This window comes from Pseudonocardia sp., assembly GCF_029263155.1.
Lineage (GTDB): Bacteria > Actinomycetota > Actinomycetes > Mycobacteriales > Pseudonocardiaceae > Pseudonocardia.
Window position 1 is genome coordinate 32051 of sequence record NZ_JAJCYB010000088.1, and the last position, 17756, is coordinate 49806.

Here is a 17756-nt window from a genome sequence, read left to right on the forward strand (position 1 = left end):
GATGGCCGTGACCGCGAGCACCTGGCAGCCGCTGCGGGGAGACAAGCGCTGGGCGTACCTGGCGAGGGCACGCACGATCCGGGTCGCCACCGCCAACGAGGACGGCTCGATCTACCTGTCCCCGCTGTGGCTGGTCGTGCACGAGAAGAAGCTCTACATCCCCATCGACGCCGCGAGCAGGCACGCCGCGAACTTCACCGCGGGCCGGCCGCTGTCCGCGCTGGTGGACCAGGGCGAGGAATACGCCACCGTCAGCGGGGTGCGCGTGATGGGCCGGATGCAGGAGGTGAGCGACCCCGCGCTCGTCGAGACGCTGGCCGGCCTCGTCGTCGACAAGTACTTCCACGTCGGCCACCCCTACCTGGAGCAGTACCTGGAGTTCGGGGCCGTCGCCGGGCGCCGGTACTTCGAGCTCGTCCCCGACAAGATGATCGGCTGGGACATGCGCGAGATCAACGTCCTCCCCATGCCCGAGGCCCGCACGCTGCCCGCGCACGTGGGGGACCGACTCGTATGAGCGCGCCGACCGACACGAAGCCGCTGCGGGTGCTGGTGGCCGGGGAGTCCTGGATCAAGCACACGGTCCACATGAAGGGCTTCGACCAGTTCCACACCACCGAGTACGAGGAGGGCGCCGGGGTGTTCCTCGACGCCCTCGCGGAGTCGGGCTTCGAGGTCACCTACATCCGGGCGCACGAGATCTCGGCCCGCTTCCCCCGGACCGCCGCCGAGCTCGAGGCCTTCGATGTCGTCGTGCTCAGCGACATCGGGTCCAACTCGTTCCTGCTGTCCGACGAGACGTTCCTGCGCTCCGAGCGCACGCCCAACAAGCTGGGCGTGCTGGCGGAGTACGTCCGCGGCGGAGGCGGACTGGTGATGGTCGGCGGCTACATGTCGTTCACCGGGATCGACGGGCGGGCCCGGTACGGCATGAGCCCGCTGGCCTCCGTGCTCCCGGTGACGATGCTCGACCACGACGACCGGATCGAGCGGCCCGAGGGGGTGGAGGCGTGCGTCGACGCGCCCGAGCACCCGGTGCTGGGCGGCACGCCGCCCCGCTGGCCCGCGCTGCTCGGGTACAACCGCCTGGTGGCGAAACCGGACGCGACGGTGGTCGCGCGCGCGGAGGGCGATCCGCTGCTGGTCGTGGGGCCGGTGGCCGCCGGCCGTGCGGTAGCGTTCGCCTCCGATCTCGCTCCGCACTGGGCGCCGCCCGAGTTCGTGCGGTGGCCGCACTACCGGCAGCTGTGGGCGTCGATCCTGCGGTGGGCGGCCGCGGGGTCGGACGCGGTCGACGGCGGCCGGCCCGCACGACGGACGGAGAGGGTCACGGCGTGAACAACCGGCGCCGCCCGACGATGAAGGACGTCGCGAAGCACGCGCGGGTCTCGGTCAGCACGGTGAGCTACGTGCTCAACGACAGCGGGCCCGTCGCCCCGGAGCGACGCGAGCGCGTGCTGGACGCCGTGCGGGTGCTGGAGTACTCGCCCAACGCGTCCGCGCGCAGCCTCAAGCGCCGGTCGGCGTCGGCGATCGGGTTGGTCGTGCCCGACCTGACCAACCAGTTCTTCGCACTCGTCGCCGAGGGGGTGCAGGGCGCGGCGATCGAGCGTGGCGTGGTCGTCGTGCTGTGCGCTCCCGAGGCGACCCACCTGACCGAGGCCCACCACGCGAAACTGCTGCGCAGCCAGCGGCTGGACGGGGTCATCTACCTGACCGGGACCGGCACGCTGCCGACCGCCGTGCTGGAGCTGGCCCGCTCGGGCCCGGTGGTGCTGGTCGACGAGCAGATCCCGGGATTCGACCTGCCCGCCGTGGTGTGCGACTCGCGCCGCGGAGCACGCGAGGTCGCCCGCCACGTACTCGACCAGGGCCACCGGCGGATCACCGTCATCGGCGGCCCCGTCGCGATGTGGACGGCCGAGCAGCGCCTCGCCGGGTACCGCGAGGCGGTGGCCGCCACCGGGCTCGACCCGGACTCCGTGCCCGTGCTGGTCGGTGACTACCGGCAGGACTCGGGCTACGCGCTCGCCCGCAGGGCGCTCGAGGTGCCCGACGCGGAACGTCCGACGGCGCTGGTGTGCGCGAACGACCTGATGGCGATCGGGGCGCTGGAGTACTGCAAGTCCGCCGGGCTGCGCGTGCCGCGCGACGTCAGCATCGTCGGTTTCGACGATCTCCCGGTGTCGGCCCTGCTCACGCCGCGGCTCACCACCGTCCGGCAGCCCGCGCGCGAGATGGGCGCCGAGGCGGCGAACTGCCTGCTGGACATCCTCACCAAGGACGACGCGGACGCGGTCCCGGCCGGGCCCGCGGTGCTCTCCACCTCGGTGGAGATCCGCGAGTCGGTCGCCCCGCCCGCGGGTGCGCCGTGACCGCGCCCGCGGTCGTGGTGGTCGGGGCGATCAACGTCGATCTCGTCGTCGCGGCCGCCCGGCTGCCGGGTCCGGGGGAGACCGTCGTCGGTGGCGGGGTGCAGCGCCACGGGGGCGGCAAGGGTGCCAACGCCGCGGTGGCGGCGGCGCGGGCGGGCGCGGACGTGCGGCTGGTCGGTGCGGTCGGTGCCGACGACACCGGTGCCGCGGCGCTGGCCGAGCTGCGCGCCGACGGCGTCGACACCTCAGGCGTGGCCGTGCTGTCCGGCGTGCCCACCGGGGTCGCCCTGATCGTCGTGGACGACCACGGCGAGAACCAGATCGCCGTCGGCGCGGGGGCGAACGCGGCCGTCACGGCCGAGCACGTCCGCGACGCGCTGCGGGCGGTGCTGCCCCGGGCCGGCTGCGTGCTGGTCAGCACCGAGATCGGTGCCGCCGCGGTGGCGGCGGCGGTCGAGTCCGCCTCCGCGGCCGGCGTGCGGTGCGTGCTGAACCCGGCGCCGGTGGTGCCGGTCGTCGCGCAGTTGCTGGCCCACGGGCCGGTCCTCACCCCGAACGCCACCGAGTGCCGCCACCTCGCGGCACTGGTCGACGCGGACTCGCCGCCGGAGGGCATCGCACCCCGGGGCGCCCGCGCGCTGGTGGCGCGCACCGGCGCGCCGGTCGCGGTGACGCTGGGCGGCGACGGAGCGGTCGTGCTCGGCCCCGGCGAGGACCCGCACCACGTCCCGCCGCTGACCGCCACCGTGCGGGACACGACCGGCGCCGGCGACACCTTCAACGGCGTGCTCGCCGCCGGCCTGGCGGCCGGGGACGACATCCGCACCGCGGTGCGGGCGGGCACCGTGGCCGCCTCGCTCTCGGTCGCGCACGTGGGGGCGCGGACCGGGATGCCGCGCGCCGCGGCGATCGCCGCCGCGCTGCCGGTCGGCTGACGGCCCACGCCTGGGGCTCGGGTCCGGGGCGCGCCAGAATGCTTTTCACCGCCTCCGGGTCCGGGCGCGTCCGACGAAGGGTGCTGCACCGGCGCACCGGTGTCCGGGCCGGCGCCGACCTGGTACGGCCGTGCCCCGGGCGTCGGCCGCCCACGAGCCGGCCGGGCCGGCGACCTGCCGCCGCACCGAGCCTCTGAGCTGGCGTTACGCCGTGTCGTGGGCAGGTGTCACGGGGGAGCCGAGGGATGGGCGGTGGCGGGCCCGGCGACGGGCCGGGTGCGGATCCGCCGCCCACGGCCGCTCGCGGATACACACCGCGGAGTGCGTTGACAGTCACAGTAGAAACGTTAATATCGTGTTGCTCAGTCAGCTGACATCTAGTGATCACGCGCCTGACAGGTCATCGTGTGACAGGCGATGGACGACGAGGTCGGCGCGAGTAGGTCCACCGGCCTCCGGCGGATCCCGAATGCGGCAATCCCCTGGTAGAAACGACTCTCAGACCGAGGTGGCAACCAGATGCGGCGGTACCTGGACAACCTGATCATCAACACCGACAACTACAAGCACTGCCACTACCCGCTCTACCCCCCGGGCACGGAGTACGTGTCCAGCTACATCGAGTCCCGCGGCGGGCCGTGGCCGGTGACGCAGTTCGTCGGCCTGCAGGCCTTCATCCGCGAGTACCTCATGCGCCCGATCACCCTCGAGGACATCGACGAGGCCGAGTTCGTCGTCCGCGAGCAGGGCATGCACTTCAACCGCGACAACTGGCTCGGCATCCTCAACGACTACGACGGCTTCCTGCCCGTCGAGATCGAGGCCGTGCCCGAGGGCACCGTGCTGCCCTCGCGCAACGTCCTCGTCCAGGTCATCAACACCGATCCGAAGTACTTCTGGGCCACCAGCTTCTTCGAGACGGCCCTGCTGCGGGCGGTCTGGTACCCGACGACGATCGCCACGGTGAGCTGGCTGTCCAAGCAGGTCATCAAGGAGGCGCTCGCCCGGACCTCGGACAACGAGTTCCTCGTCCGCAACATCCTCCACGACTACGGCGCCCGCGGCGTCAGCTCCCAGCAGTCCGCGGCGCTCGGCGGGCTCGCGCACCTGGTCAACTTCGACCAGAGCGACACCGTCCCGGGCATCCTGGCCGCCAAGTACTTCTACAACGCCGGGAAGGTCTCCAACTCCGGCCCGAACTCCGAGCACGCCGGGTTCTGCGCCTGGGGCCGGGAGAACGAGACCGACGCCCTGCGCAACATGCTCGACATCTACGCGAAGGAGGGCTGCGCCCTCCTGCTGACCGACACCTACGACCACGAGAACTGCGTCAAGAACATCATCGGCGGGGAGCTGCGCGAGCAGATCCGCACCTTCCCGGGCCTGGTCGGTGTCCGGCCCGACTCCGGTGACATCGTGCAGGTCACCGCCGACACCACCGAGTGGCTGATGGACGCCTTCGGGTTCGAGACCAACAGCAAGGGCTTCAAGATCCTCCCGCCCTTCGTCCGGGTCGTGCAGGGCGACGGCGTCACCTTCCACAGCCTGCCCAAGGTCTTCATGGAGCTGGAGCGCCGTGGCCTGGCCGCCGACAACGCGGTGTTCGGCATGGGCGGCGGGCTCCTGCAGCACTGGAACCGCGACACCATGAACTTCGGGCAGAAGGGCAGCGCGGCCTGCGTGAACGGGGAGTGGCGCTCGATCGCGAAGACCCCGACCGGCGACAGCATGAAGGTCTCCAAGGGTGGGCGGCTCGCGCTGAAGAGGGAGAACGGCACCTACGTGACCGTGCCGCGCGACTCGATCCCGCCGGAGCAGAACGAGCTGGTCCCGGTGTTCCGCAACGGCAAGCTGCTCAAGAAGTGGGACTTCACCGAGCTGATCGCGGCCGGCGAGCAGGAGGTCCCGGAGTGGTACTACCTCGACCACGTGGGCCAGATGCGGGTGTCGGACAACGGGCAGGTCGCGGCGCCGCAGGTCGCCACGCCGGCCTGAGGCGTGCCACGGCCGCCCGCCGCACCCTGGTGCGGCGGGCGGCGTCGGACCGGGACCATTCGACGAGGAGCCGTTCTCGATCATGACCAAGCTGCACATCTTCGACATGGACGGCACGTTGTTGCGCGGTGCCGCGTCCGTCGAGCTCTCCCGGCACCTCGGGCGCTTCGAGGAGGCCAACGCGGTCGAGGAGGCGTGGCTGCGCGGGGAGGTCGGGGAGGTCCGGTTCTGGGAGCTCGTGCTGCCCCTGTGGGACGGGGTCTCCGAGGACGAGATCGACCGCGCCTTCGAGGCCTGCCCGTGGATCGACGGGGTGGCCGAGGTGTTCGCCGACATCGACGCCCGCGGCGAGCACAGCGCGGTGATCTCGCAGTCACCGCTGTTCTTCGTCCGCAGGCTGCGGCGTTGGGGCGCCGGTGCGGTGTTCGGCGCCGGGGTGGAGCCGGGCGGCCGGGCCGGCGAGGACCTGCTGCTCACCGTGGACGACAAGGTGTCGATCACCGAGCAGCTGGTGGCCGAGCGGGGCCTGACGCACGACGACTGCGTCGCCTACGGCGACTCGACCTCCGACGTCGGGCTGTTCGGGCGCCTGCGGCGGACCGTGGCGGTGAACGGCACGCCCCTGCTGCGGGGGCTGGCCGCGGCCGTGTACGACGGCCCTGACCTGCGCGAGGCGTACGCGATCGGGCGCGACCTGCTCGCCGGCTCCGTGCTGTCGTCGCCGGAGCGGTCGTGACGGCGACGATCCCGGGGAACGCCCCGGACGCGACGAGCCTGCCGCTGCACTACGACAAGCGGCTGATGCTGTTCAGCGGGCGCGCCAACCCCGCGCTGGCCCGGTCGATCGGGGACCGGCTCGGCGTCGGGCTGGGACCGGTGACGCTGCGGACGTTCTCCAACGACGAGGTCTACTGCCGGTTCGAGGAGTCCATCCGTGGCGCCGACGTGTTCATCGTGCAGCCGACCTGCGCGAACCCCGCGGGGGGCGTCAACGCCAACGACGCGCTGGTCGAGCTGCTCGTGATGATCGACGCAGCGGTCGGGGCGAGCGCACACCGGGTGATCGCGGTGACGCCCTGGTACGGGTACTCGCGGCAGGACAAGAAGAGCGCACCCCGGGAGCCGATCTCGGCCCGGCTCGTGGCGCGGATGCTCGAGTCCGCAGGTGTCGACCGGGTGCTCACGATGGACCTGCACGCGGGCCAGCTGCAGGGCTTCTTCCAGGTGCCGGTCGACCACATGACGGCGCTGATGATGCTCTCCGGGTACTTCCGGGAGCTCCGCCGCGACCGCGACGATCTCGAGGACCTCGTCGTCGTGGCGCCGGACGCGGGCCGGGTCAAGCTGAACAAGCAGTTCGCCGACCGGCTCGGCGCCGACCTCGCGATCCTCGACAAGGAGCGCCCGCAGCAGCAGGTCGCCTCGGTCGGCCACGTGATCGGCGACGTGAGCGGCAAGACGGCCATCATCGTCGACGACATCATCGACACCGCCGGGACGCTGTGCGCCGCGGCCGACGCCGTCGTGCGGGCCGGGGCGGCCCGGATCTACGCCGCGGCCACGCACGGGGTGTTCAGCGGATCGGCCTACGCGAACCTCGCCGCGTCGCCCTTCGAGCAGGTCGTCGTGACCGACACCATCCCGCTGCGCCCGGGTGCGCCCGCGGCGGTCCGGGTCCTGTCGTGCGCGGACCTGCTCACCGACTCCATCCGCCGCATCTTCACCGACGACTCGGTGAGCGCCGTGTTCGGCGGCAAGAACCACACCTTCTGACCGCAGAGCGAGGAGAGGACCGACGTGGTCGTCAGGATCGGGTACAAGGCCTCGGCCGAGCAGTTCGGGCCGAGTGAGCTGCTGGAGTTCTCGGTGGAGCGCGCGGCCGCGGCACCCCTCGCCTCCACCGGGAGCCCGGCATGACCCGCCAGCCGTTGGAGCTGTTCGCCGTCGACGGCCTGCTGCAGGAGGAGGAGGCCGACATCGCGCGCACGGTGCGCCGCTTCGTCGACGACCGGTTGCGACCCGAGATCGCCGGCTGGTTCGAGGCGGGGACGCTGCCCGCACGCGAGCTGGCGAAGGAGTTCGGCGCCCTCGGCGTGCTGGGCATGCACCTGGAGGGCTACGGCTGCGCCGGGACCAACGCCGTCAGCTACGGCCTCGCGTGCGCCGAGCTGGAGGCCGCCGACAGCGGGCTGCGCAGCTTCGTGTCGGTGCAGGGCTCGCTGTCGATGTACTCCGTGCACCGCTGGGGATCGGAGGAGCAGAAGCAGCAGTGGCTGCCGCGGCTGGCGGCGGGCGAGGCGATCGGGTGCTTCGGCCTGACCGAGCCGGACTTCGGTTCCGACCCCGCCGGCATGCGCACGACGGCGCGCCGCGACGGCTCGGACTGGGTCCTCGACGGCACCAAGATGTGGATCACCAACGGGAGCATCGCCGACGTCGCCACCGTGTGGGCGCGCACCGAGGAGGGGATCCGCGGGTTCCTGGTACCGGCCGGGACCCCCGGCTTCTCGGCCCGCTCGATCCCGCACAAGCTCTCGCTGCGGGCGTCGGTCACCGCCGAGCTCGTCCTCGACGGCGTGCGGCTGCCCGACACGGCCCGGCTGCCGCTGGCGACCGGCCTGGGTGCGCCGCTGTCGTGCCTCAACGAGGCCCGGTTCGGCATCGTGTTCGGGGCGCTGGGCGCGGCGCGCGACTGCCTGGCGGCCACGCTCGACCACGCCGTGACGCGCGTGCAGTTCGACCGCCCGATCGCCGGGTTCCAGCTCACCCAGCAGAAGCTCGCGGACATGACCCTCGAGCTCGGCAAGGGGTGGCTGCTGGCGCTGCACCTGGGGCGGCTCAAGGACGCCGGGACGATCCGGCCGGAGCAGGTGAGCCTGGGCAAGCTCAACAGCGTGCGGGAGGCGATCGCCATCGCGCGCGAGTGCCGCACCATCCTGGGCGGCAGCGGGATCACCCTGGAGTACCCGGTGCTGCGGCACGCGAACAACCTGGAGTCGGTGCTGACCTACGAGGGCACCAGCGAGATGCACGCGCTGGTCATCGGCCAGGCCCTGACCGGCCTCGCGGCCTTCCGGGGATGAGGGCGGTGGAGACGAGCCCGGGGGAGACAGGCCCCGTGCGGCTGCAGCACCTCGTCGACGGGCGCTGGCGTGACGGCGCGGGCGCCGCCTACACCGACGTCAACCCGGCCCGGCCGAGCCGCTCGGTCGCCGCGGGGACCGAGGCGAGCGCGGAGGACGCCGTCGCGGCCGTGGCGGCGGCCCGGCGCGCCGCGCCCGGCTGGTCGGGCACCCCGTACCACGAGCGCGCGGCCGTGCTCGTGCGCGCGGCCGCCCTCGTCGAGGCCGCCGCCGAGCGGTGGGGTGCCGAGCTGGCGGCCGAGGAGGGCAAGACCCGCCCGGAGGGCGTCGGCGAGGTGCGCCGGGCGGCAGAGATCCTGCGCTACTGCGCCGGGGAGGCCGACCGCGAGGCCGGCGAGGTCTACGCGTCCCCGCGCCGGGGTGAGCGCATCCTGGTCACCCGCCGCCCGGTCGGTGTCGTACTGGTCGTCACGCCGTTCAACTTCCCGATCGCCATCCCGGCCTGGAAGATCGCGCCCGCGTTGGTGCACGGCAACACCGTCGTGTGGAAGCCGGCGAGCACGGTCCCCCTGCTGGCGGTGCGACTGGCCTCCGCGCTGCACGACGCAGGCCTGCCCCCCGGCGTGCTCAACCTGGTCGTCGCGGGCGGGCGGACCGGCGGCGCGCTGGTCCACCACCCCGGTGTCGACGCCGTCACGTTCACCGGGTCCACGGCGGTCGGGCGGGCGATCGCGGCGTCCTGCGCGGCCCGCGGGGTCCCGGTGCAGGCGGAGATGGGCGGCAAGAACGCCGCGGTGGTGCTCGCCGACGCCGACCTCGACCTCGCCGCCGAGCAGGTGCTGCTCGGCGCCTTCCGGTCGACCGGCCAGAAGTGCACCGCGACCTCCCGCCTGGTCGTCGAGCGGGCCGTCGCCGACGAGTTCGTCGCCGAGATCGCGCGGCGGGCCGACGCGCTCGTCGTCGGTGACCCGCTGGTCGACGGTGTGCAGATGGGCCCGCTGGTCAGCGCCGCCGCGGCGGAGGCGGTCGGCGCGGGCGTCACCGCCGCCGTGCGGCAGGGTGCACGGCCCCGTACCACCCGCGAGCACCTGCCCGGCGGCGATCTGGCCGAGGGCTTCTTCGCGCCGCCGGCCGTCCTGGAGCTCGACTCGACCGATCCCGTCATCTGGCGCGAGGAGCTCTTCGGCCCGGTGCTCGCCGTCGTGCGCGCCGCCGACCCCGCCACGGCGTTCGCGCTCGCGGCGGACAGCGCCTACGGGCTGGCGGCCGCGGTGTTCACGACCGACCTGGGGGCGGCGCTCGACGCCGTCGACACGCTGGACGTCGGTGTCCTGCACGTCAACTCCGAGACCGCGGGCGCGGACCCGCACGTGCCCTTCGGCGGCGCGAAGCACAGCGGCTACGGCCCGAAGGAGCAGGGCCGGGCCTCCCGGGAGTTCTTCACCCACACCACCACCGTCTACCTGAGAGGCAGGTGACCGGGCGTGGAGACGGCACTGCGGAGCGTGTGCGTGTTCTGCGGTTCCAACCCGGGCCGCACGCCGGTCTACCTCGACACGGTCGGCGAGCTGGCGGACCTGCTCGCCACGCGCGGCGTCCGGGTCGTCTACGGGGGTGCCGCCGTCGGCACGATGGGGGCGCTGGCCGACCGGGTGCTCGCGGCGGGCGGCGAGGTCGTCGGGGTCATCCCCGAGCAGCAGGTGGGCGCCGAGATCGCCCACCCGGGACTGACCGAGCTGCACGTCGTCGGCTCGATGCACGAGCGCAAGGCCCTGATGAACGAGCTCTCCGACGGCTTCATCGCCCTGCCCGGGGGTCTCGGGACCCTGGAGGAGTTCGCCGAGATCGTCACCTGGTCGCAGCTGGGGCTGCACCACAAGCCGACCGGCCTGCTCAACACCGCCGGCTACTACGACCTGCTGCTGGCGTTCCTCGACCACGCGGTCCGGGAGCGCTTCCTGCGCGACGACGACCGGGCGCTGGTCCTGGCCGCCGCGGGTGCGCCGGAGCTGATCGCCCGGATGGGCGCGTGGCGGGCCCGGGCGGACCAGCGGTGGACACCGGCGGTGGAGCCCGGCGGGAGCGATCGCGATGGTGACCGGGGGTAGCGGGCCGACCCTGCTGCAGGATCGCGCCCACAGGTGTCCCGACCGCCCCCCGCGGGTATCCGCCCGCGTGCCCGACACCTCCTCCCGTGCCGACCGGCTCCGCCCCGGCGTCCTGTTCGACGTCGACGGCACCCTGCTGGACACCAACTACCTGCACGTCCTCGCCTGGTCCCAGGCGTTCGTCGACACCGGGCACCCCGGGGTCGTGATGGCGGACATCCACCGGGCGATCGGGATGCCCGGCTCGGCACTGGTGCGGCACCTGCTGGGCATGGACGACGAGGCGACGGTGACAGCGCACGGCGAGCGCTACGAGCCGCTGCGCGAGCGGGTCGTCGCGTTCCCGCGGGTGGCGGAGCTCATCACCGCGTGCGCGGCCCGCGGCGCCACCGTGGTGCTGGCCACGAGCGGCGCGGCGTCCGATCTCGACTGGATGCGGCCCGCGATCGGCGCAGGCGACGCGGTGGCCGGGGCCACGACCTCGGCCGACGTGGAGGCCGGGAAGCCGGCCCCCGACCTGCTGGGCGTCGCCGTCGAGCAGCACGGCCTCGACCCGGCGCGGACCGTGGCCGTGGGCGACACCGTCTGGGACGTCGAGGCGGCGCGGGCGGCCGGGCTGCCCTGCATCGCGCTGGAGTGCGGCGGCATCGGTGCGGCGCAGCTGCGGGAGGCCGGGGCCCGGGACGTGCGCGCCGATCCGGCCGACCTGCTGGAGCGCCTCGACGACTCCCCGCTGGGGCGGGTGCTCGACCGGCCCGGACGGTGACGGCAGGCCCGCCGTCGGCCGCTACAGCCGGAGCATCGGCAGCGGACGTCGCGGGTCCTCGCGCAGCCCGCGACGGAACGCCCGCAGCAGCATCGGACGGAAGCCGGTGGCGGGGTGGCGCGCCGTGAGCGCCCGGTAGGCGGCGCGGGGCACTCCGGGGGCACCCACGAGCCCGCCGGTGACGTCGGTGAGGTCGGCCCGGCGGAACGCCTCGACGAGCGGGTCGGGATGGTGGGCGTGCCGGACGCGGTGGTGCTCGTCGATCATCGCTGCGACCAGTGGGCCGTGGTCGTCCGCGCCGCCGAGTTCGGCCCGGGCGTGCCGGATCGAGGGTGGCAGGTAGTCCCAGGTGCCGCCGTCGAACCACAGGCCGGCGTCGTGGAAGAATCCGGCGACGCCGACCGCGTCGGCGGTGGTGCCTTCGAGGGGCGCCTGCAGCGCGACGAGGCCGATCACGCGGTGGACGTGGCCGCGGTAGCGGTCCAGGTCGTCGCCGAACACGGTGGCGTGTCGGGCGAACAGCCCGTCGGCGACGTCGTGGGCGCGGTCTGCGGCGAGGGGCACGGCTCTCCCGGGTGCGGTGGTCAGGACGGCTGCGGCGCTCGCCCGTGGGGGTACCAGAATGACGCTCCCACCTCGGGGCCGGACGAGGACCGGCCACAGTGCCGCCCATCGTCTCGTGCGGGTGGCCGGGATCGATCACCTACGTCAGGTCCGTGACGCCGTCGTAGTCGGCGAGGGCCGGGGCGCCGGTGACGTCGTACTCGAGCAGCAGCAGGGTAGGTCCGGCGGCCGAGCAGCAGGCCGTCGGCCAGGTCGAGCCAGGCCGACGCGCATCCGACGAACGCGGCGTCCAGGTGCGGCACCAGCCAGCCGCCTGCGGCGAAGCCGTCGCTCGTGTCCTCGGTCGAGGAGCCCGGTGCCTGGCTCACCCCGTCGAGGGTGAGGAACTGCGTGACGGCGATCCTCATCGTCGCATCCCGCTCTCGGCGAGCCCGGCGAGCTGGTCGGTGGTGGTGCCCCAGCCGTCGGCGAAGCCGAGCGCGGCGTGCCGGGCGCGGGCCACGGGATCGCCGTGCCGCACGGTCACCCGGTAGTCGGTGCCCTCCGGGTGGTCGCGCAGGACCACCTCGGCGGTCATCGCTATCGGGTCGGGCATCGCGGGGCGCCAACCGCTGTCGACCGCGTTGGTGAACACGATCCGCTCCGACGGCTCGACCACGAGGAAGCACGCGTCCAGGTGCGGGACGAACCCCTGCGCGTCGTCGCTCATCTGCGTGACGAACGCGCCGCCGGGCCGGACGTCGAGCCGCTGGACGCGGCAGCGGGTGGGGGCGGGCAGCCACCACCGCGCCAGCTGGTCCGGATCGGTCCAGGCCGCCCACACCTGCGGGCGGGGTGCGCGGATGATCCGGTGGATGCCGAGATCGAGGTCGGGGTTCACCGGTTCTCCTCCGGGGTGGTGACGAACCGTTCGAGACGGTCGGTGCGGTCCGCCCAGATGCGCCGCTGCTCCGCGAGCCAGTCGTCGACGAGCTCGAACCGCTCCGGATCGAGCTCGCACATGCGCACCCGGCCGGACTTCGTGGTGCGGATCAGGCCGTTCGACTCCAGCACCCGCACGTGCTTCATGAACGACGGGAGCGTCATCGGGGCGTCGCGGGCGAGGTCACCGACACTGGCCGGCCCGCGGCCGAGCCTGCCGACGACCGCGCGCCGCGTCGGGTCCGCGAGCGCGACGAACACCCCGTCGAGCACCCCGTCGAGCACCGCTGAATACTGAGCCATGGGGCAAAGTGTCGCGCTCACCGAAACTTAGCGCAAAGGCTAAGTGTTACCGCTCAGGTCCCGACCACGTCGCGGTCGCCGGGCCCGCGGACGACCGCGAGGTGTGACCGGCGCGGGTCGATCTCCACTACGGGACCGGATGTCGCGGGCAGGCCGGGTGCGGCCGGGTCGTCCAGCGCGTCGAGGGCGATCTCGGGCGTGCGGAAGCCCGGGAGGGCGGCGAGCAGGGAGTCGACGTGCTGCGGGAGCGCGGTACGGCGGTCCGCGACGCCGGTGACGTACAGCGACGCCCCCGCGCGACGGCACGCCTGCTCGGCCTCGCCCAGCACCTCCAGGCCGCCGGTGCCGAAGGTCCGGACGTCGTGCAGGTCGACGACGACGTGCGTGCACCGTGCGGCGTCGGCCCGCAGGCTGGTGCACGTGTCGAGCAGCCGGGCCAGGCGGCGGGCGGTGATCCGGTTGAGGTCGCCTGCCACCCAGACCACCGCGATGCCGCGCCGGGTGTGCTCGACGGCCAGTTGCATGTCGTCCACTGAAGTCACGGGTACCTCCCACGTTCCGCGGGCTGCATGGACGCCGCCGCGCGGCCCCGGGGATACCCGGTTGCCCGGCCCGCTCACACCTCGGCGTGCGGGCCTGCGCGGCCGAGCCCCAGCAGGGCGTTCTCCACCACCTCGGTGAGCGCGGGATGGATCCAGAACGGCGTGTTCGCGAGCGTGCGCGCGTCGATGCCGCAGGACAGCGCCACCACGAGCGGCTGGATCAGCGTGGCCGCCTGGGGGCCCATGATGTGCGCGCCGAGCAGCCGGCCGGTGCCGCGCTCGGCCAGGACCTTGCAGAACCCGGTGGTGTCCTCCAGCGCCCATCCGTAGGCCGTCCCGGAGTAGGGCTGGACGCTCTCGACGTGGTCGATGCCCTGATCGCGGCACTGCTGCGAGGTGCGCCCGACGGCGGCGATCCGGGGGTCCGTGAAGATCGCCGCGGGGACCGCGGACAGGTCGGTCTCCATCGGGTCCTCGGGGTGGAGCAGGTTGTACGAGGCGACCTCCGCCTCGCGGTTGGCCACGTGCTTGAGCGGCACCGACGTGCTCACGTCGCCCAGGGCGTAGACGCCCTCGGCGGTGGTGCGCTGGCCCGCGTCGACCACGATGCGCCCGTCGGGGTGCCGCTCGATCCCGGCCGCGTGCAGGTCGAGGCGGTCGCCGTTGGGCGTGCGGCCGACCGCGACCAGCAGCGTGTCGGCCTCGACGGCCCTTCGTCCAGCACGAGCCGCACCGCCCCGGCGGTGCCCGTCACGGACTCGACCTGCCGGCCCAGCCGCACGTCGTAGCGCTCGCGGGCGAGCGCGGTGAACCCGTCGACGACGGCCTCGTCCTGGCCGCCGAGCAGCCGGTCCGCCATGTCGATCATGACGATGTCGGCGCCGAGCGCGGAGAAGACGTGCGCGAACTCGGCGGCGATGTAGCCGCCGCCGAGGATCGCCAGGCGCCGGGGCAGCGCGGCCCGGCGCATGATCGTGTCCGAGGTCTCGAACGGTACGCGAGACGACGCCACCGGCTCGGGAACCGCCGGGCGGCTTCCGGCGGCGACGACCACCCGGTCCCCGGAGACCACGTCGTGTCCCGACCCGTCGGTTCGTTCGACGGACAGCGTGCGCGGCCCGGTGAACCGGGCGTGCCCCGAGTGGACGGTGACGTGCTCGGCGTCGACCCGGCCCGCCCGGCCGTCCGCGGCGACGGCGTCCAGCCGCCCGAAGACCCGGTCCTGGACCTCGGTCCACCGCACCGCGTCGAGCCGGGCGTCGACACCGAAGCGACCGGCCGCGCGGACGGCCTCGGCGACGTCCGCGGTGTGGGTGAGCATCTTCGTCGGGATGCAGCCCGCGTTCAGGCAGGTGCCCCCGAACTCCCCGTGGTCGACGACGGCCACGTCCAGGTCGGTGCAGGCGTCGACGACGGTGTTGCCGGACCCGGCGCCGAGGATGACGAGATCATGATGGGTCACCGCGGAAGGGTGGGCGGGTCGGGCTCCTCCTGCCGATCGGCGTCGCGCGGTCGCACACCGGGCTCCTCGCCGCGCCTGCCCTCTGCCGGTCCGAGGTCGTTGGCCACCGCCAGGTCGCGGTCCAGCCTGTCGACCTCGTCGTCCTCGTCCGGGTGTCCCGGTTCCGTGCCGGTCATCGGCGACTCCTCACCGTCGGATGCCCGGGGGTACCCGCGTGCGAGCGGAGCGATGCGCGGCCGCCGTTGTGGGATGGCACATATCGCGTCGCGGCGCGACCGATGACGGTGAGGATCGCCGCTCGTGGTGCCGCTGCCGACGCACCGGGGTCCTGTCCGCATCCACAGTCCGCGGACGCCCAGGATTGAGGACCGTCCCAGAGACCCGACGGCCGTCGCGCTGGCATCGTTCGGGAGGTGCCGCCCAGCACCGCCCGATCCACTCGCGAGCCGGTCCCCACGCCCACGCCACACCGGATCCCGACCCGGAGTCGCCATGCCCCACGGAACCGTCGCCGTCGCCGGCTCGATCGCGACCGACCACCTCATGCACTTCCCCGGCCGGTTCGCCGACCAGCTGGTCGGCAGCCATCTGGAGAAGATCTCGCTGAGCTTCCTCGTCGACGATCTCGTCGTGCACCGGGGCGGGGTCGGCGCCAACATCGCCTTCGGGCTGGGGGTGCTGGGCTGCCGCCCGCTGCTGATCGGGTCCGCCGGACCCGACTTCGCCGACTACCGCACCTGGCTGGAGTCGCACGGGGTCGACTGTGCCGGGGTGCACCTCTCGGCGACGGCCCACACCGCCCGGTTCACCTGCACCACCGACGACGACCAGTGCCAGCTGGCCTCGTTCTACCCGGGCGCGATGAGCGAGGCCGGCCGGCGGCCGATCGCCCCGCTGGTCGGGAGCCACGGCGTCGGGTTGCTGCTGGTCGGCGCGGACGACCCGGCCGCGATGATCGGCCACACCGAGCAGGCGCGCGGGATCGGCCTGCCCTTCGCCGCCGACCCGTCCCAGCAGCTGCCCCGACTCGACCGGGACCAGTGCCGCACGCTCGTCGACGGCGCGCACTACCTTTTCACCAACGAGTACGAGTGGGCCCTGCTCACCCGCCGGACCGGCTGGGACGAGGCCGAGATCGCCGGGCGGGTCGGGACGCGCATCACGACGCTGTCCGCGCAGGGCGCCGTGCTGGTCGCCGGGGGAGAGGAGGTCCGGGTCGGCGTGGTCCCCGCGCGCGAGACCGTGGACCCGACCGGCGTCGGGGACGGGTTCCGGGCCGGTTTCCTGGCCGCCACGGCCGCCGGGCTGGGCATCGAGCGGGCCGCCCAGCTGGGCTCGCTGGTCGCCACGCTGGTGCTGGAGACCGAGGGCACCCAGGAGTGGGACCTGGACCCCGCCCGCGACCGGGCCCGCGTCGCCGACGCCTACGGGACCGAGGCCGCCGCGGACCTCGACCCGCTGCTGCAGGCGGCCGCCGGCGGGGCCGTGGCGTGACCGCGGTCGTGCCCGGCGGCGCCCGGTCGTCGCCCGCGTCCGTGCCCAGCTGTGCGCACCGTCCTGTCCGGCGTCGTGCCGCGGCGCCACCCCGCCGGCACCCCGTCACTTCACGGACATGCCGGCGTCGACGGGCAGGGCGACGCCGGTGACGTAGCGGGCCTCGTCGGAGGCGAGGAACAGCAGCGCGTTGGCGATGTCCTCCGCCTCCACCCACGGCACCGGGAGCAGGTTGAGCCCCTGGTAGAGGTGGATGACGTCGTCGAGGGTCGGTGCGTCGAGGTCGGGGCGGAAGATCCGCCAGTTGTTCTCGTTGAGCAGCAGCGGCGTGGGCACCGTGGTGGGGTGCAGCGAGTTCACCCGGATCGAGTGCGGCGCCAGCTCCACGGCCAGGCTGCGCATCAGCCCGACCACGCCGTGCTTCGCCGAGGTGTAGGCCGAGAAGTTCGGCACGGCCTTGAGGGCGAGCGAGGAGCTGGTCAACACGATCGCCCCACCCCGGCCGCGCTCCACCAGGTGCGGGATGGCCGCCCTGGCGGTGTTCCAGACCCCGGTGAGGTTGGTGTCGAGCACCGCGCGCCAGTCCTGCTCGGTGGTGTGGGCGGAGTCCGCGGCGATGCCCTGGATCCCGGCGTTCGCCGAGACGATGTCGACGTGACCGAGCTGCTCGACCCCGTCGTCGACCAGGCGCTGCACGGCGGCGAAGTCGCGCGCGTCGGCCTTCGCCCAGACGATCCGGCGGTCCAGCTGCTCCACCCGTGCGACGGTCTCCGCCAGGTCCTCCTCGGCGGCGGCGGGGGCACCCTGGGCGTCGACCGGCCCGCAGATGTCGAACGCGATGATGTCCGCCCCCTCCTGGGCCAGGCGCACCGCGTGCGCACGGCCCTGGCCACGGGCGGCCCCGGAGATGAGGGCGACCTTGCCTCGACGCGGCCGGTCACGCGACCATCTCGCTGTCGACGCTGCCCCGCGCGGTGCCGTCGTCGACGGCGAGCGTGCTGCTGATCTCGATCATGGGGTGAACTCCGTTCCTCGGTGACGGACGGCGGGTCCGGCCAGGGCCCGGCCCCGGGCCGGCTGGTTCTGCGCTCCCGGTCCCCGGTCCCGAACTGCCCCGTGACTCCCGCATCGAAGAGGTAGACACTTATTTCGTATCTCCACGTCAGATGCATGTGTGAGATAGAGTGTCTACACATTGTGGGGACGTC

Annotated in this window: 17 protein-coding genes and 3 pseudogenes; 12 read left to right on the forward strand and 8 right to left on the reverse strand. The window is 73.5% G+C overall.

The window, feature by feature from the left end:
- Window position 1: 1 nt before the first annotated feature.
- The 11 genes from Q1K26_RS18385 (at window position 2) to Q1K26_RS18435 (ending at window position 11262) form a co-directional block, all read left to right on the forward strand.
- A complete protein-coding gene (locus Q1K26_RS18385) occupies window positions 2–517 on the forward strand; it encodes a pyridoxamine 5'-phosphate oxidase family protein (protein ID WP_300014260.1) in 516 nt (171 codons plus the stop codon).
- Window positions 514–1338 (forward strand): glutamine amidotransferase, encoded by an 825-nt coding sequence (locus Q1K26_RS18390; RefSeq protein ID WP_300014263.1) that lies wholly within the window; start codon window positions 514–516, stop codon window positions 1336–1338. Before Q1K26_RS18385 ends, Q1K26_RS18390 begins: the two co-directional genes overlap by 4 nt.
- Window positions 1335–2375, forward strand: coding sequence for a LacI family DNA-binding transcriptional regulator (locus Q1K26_RS18395; protein ID WP_300014266.1), 1041 nt, complete (start codon window positions 1335–1337; stop codon window positions 2373–2375). Before Q1K26_RS18390 ends, Q1K26_RS18395 begins: the two co-directional genes overlap by 4 nt.
- A complete protein-coding gene (locus tag Q1K26_RS18400) occupies window positions 2372–3310 on the forward strand; it encodes a PfkB family carbohydrate kinase (protein WP_300014269.1) in 939 nt (312 codons plus the stop codon). The genes Q1K26_RS18395 and Q1K26_RS18400 overlap by 4 nt, the downstream gene beginning before the upstream one ends.
- 519 nt (window positions 3311–3829) lie before the next feature.
- Window positions 3830–5305, forward strand: a complete 1476-nt coding sequence (locus Q1K26_RS18405) for a nicotinate phosphoribosyltransferase (protein ID WP_300014271.1) — start codon at window positions 3830–3832, stop codon at window positions 5303–5305.
- A gap of 82 nt (window positions 5306–5387) precedes the next feature.
- Window positions 5388–6041 carry an HAD-IB family phosphatase gene (locus Q1K26_RS18410; protein WP_300014274.1) on the forward strand — a complete coding sequence of 218 codons (654 nt, stop codon included), beginning with the start codon at window positions 5388–5390 and terminating at the stop codon, window positions 6039–6041.
- Window positions 6038–7078, forward strand: coding sequence for a ribose-phosphate pyrophosphokinase (locus Q1K26_RS18415; protein ID WP_300014277.1), 1041 nt, complete (start codon window positions 6038–6040; stop codon window positions 7076–7078). Before Q1K26_RS18410 ends, Q1K26_RS18415 begins: the two co-directional genes overlap by 4 nt.
- 140 nt (window positions 7079–7218) lie before the next feature.
- Window positions 7219–8388, forward strand: a complete 1170-nt coding sequence (locus Q1K26_RS18420) for an acyl-CoA dehydrogenase family protein (protein ID WP_300014280.1) — start codon at window positions 7219–7221, stop codon at window positions 8386–8388.
- Between the two features lie 35 nt (window positions 8389–8423).
- The gene (locus Q1K26_RS18425; protein ID WP_300014282.1) at window positions 8424–9866 is read left to right on the forward strand and encodes an aldehyde dehydrogenase family protein; all 1443 of its coding nucleotides are present in this window, start codon (window positions 8424–8426) and stop codon (window positions 9864–9866) included.
- An 18-nt stretch (window positions 9867–9884) separates the two neighbouring features.
- Entirely contained in the window at window positions 9885–10496 is a 612-nt protein-coding gene (locus tag Q1K26_RS18430; RefSeq protein WP_300014464.1) for a TIGR00730 family Rossman fold protein, read from the forward strand.
- Window positions 10497–10563: 67 nt separating this feature from the next.
- Entirely contained in the window at window positions 10564–11262 is a 699-nt protein-coding gene (locus tag Q1K26_RS18435) for an HAD family hydrolase (RefSeq protein ID WP_300014284.1), read from the forward strand.
- Between the two features lie 21 nt (window positions 11263–11283).
- Here the strand turns inward: Q1K26_RS18435 and Q1K26_RS18440 are convergent, their stop codons facing one another.
- The 7 genes and pseudogenes from Q1K26_RS18440 to Q1K26_RS18470 all read right to left on the reverse strand — a co-directional run bounded on the left by Q1K26_RS18440 (window position 11284) and on the right by Q1K26_RS18470 (window position 15230).
- On the reverse strand, window positions 11284–11826 hold the full coding sequence (locus Q1K26_RS18440) for a hypothetical protein (protein ID WP_300014286.1): 543 nt from the start codon (window positions 11824–11826) through the stop codon (window positions 11284–11286).
- 203 nt (window positions 11827–12029) lie between these two features.
- Window positions 12030–12233, reverse strand: a pseudogene (locus tag Q1K26_RS18445) (deaminase); the annotation flags it as partial.
- A complete protein-coding gene (locus Q1K26_RS18450) occupies window positions 12230–12706 on the reverse strand; it encodes an SRPBCC domain-containing protein (RefSeq protein WP_300014289.1) in 477 nt (158 codons plus the stop codon). The gene Q1K26_RS18450 and the pseudogene Q1K26_RS18445, both read right to left, overlap by 4 nt.
- Window positions 12703–13050: a metalloregulator ArsR/SmtB family transcription factor gene (locus Q1K26_RS18455; protein ID WP_300014292.1), complete on the reverse strand. Its 348-nt coding sequence runs from the start codon at window positions 13048–13050 to the stop codon at window positions 12703–12705. Before Q1K26_RS18455 ends, Q1K26_RS18450 begins: the two co-directional genes overlap by 4 nt.
- Before the next feature lie 53 nt (window positions 13051–13103).
- On the reverse strand, window positions 13104–13592 hold the full coding sequence (locus tag Q1K26_RS18460; RefSeq protein WP_300014295.1) for an STAS domain-containing protein: 489 nt from the start codon (window positions 13590–13592) through the stop codon (window positions 13104–13106).
- A gap of 74 nt (window positions 13593–13666) precedes the next feature.
- Window positions 13667–15054: pseudogene (locus tag Q1K26_RS18465) on the reverse strand (mycothione reductase).
- Window positions 15051–15230: a hypothetical protein gene (locus Q1K26_RS18470; protein ID WP_300014298.1), complete on the reverse strand. Its 180-nt coding sequence runs from the start codon at window positions 15228–15230 to the stop codon at window positions 15051–15053. The pseudogene Q1K26_RS18465 and the gene Q1K26_RS18470 overlap by 4 nt, the downstream one beginning before the upstream one ends.
- 316 nt (window positions 15231–15546) lie before the next feature.
- Here Q1K26_RS18470 and Q1K26_RS18475 point away from each other — a divergent pair, with 316 nt between their 5' ends.
- A complete protein-coding gene (locus tag Q1K26_RS18475) occupies window positions 15547–16548 on the forward strand; it encodes a carbohydrate kinase family protein (RefSeq protein ID WP_300014301.1) in 1002 nt (333 codons plus the stop codon).
- A 105-nt stretch (window positions 16549–16653) separates the two neighbouring features.
- Here the strand turns inward: Q1K26_RS18475 and Q1K26_RS18480 are convergent.
- Window positions 16654–17475: pseudogene (locus tag Q1K26_RS18480) on the reverse strand (mycofactocin-coupled SDR family oxidoreductase); the annotation flags it as partial.
- Between the last annotated feature and the right edge of the window lie 281 nt (window positions 17476–17756).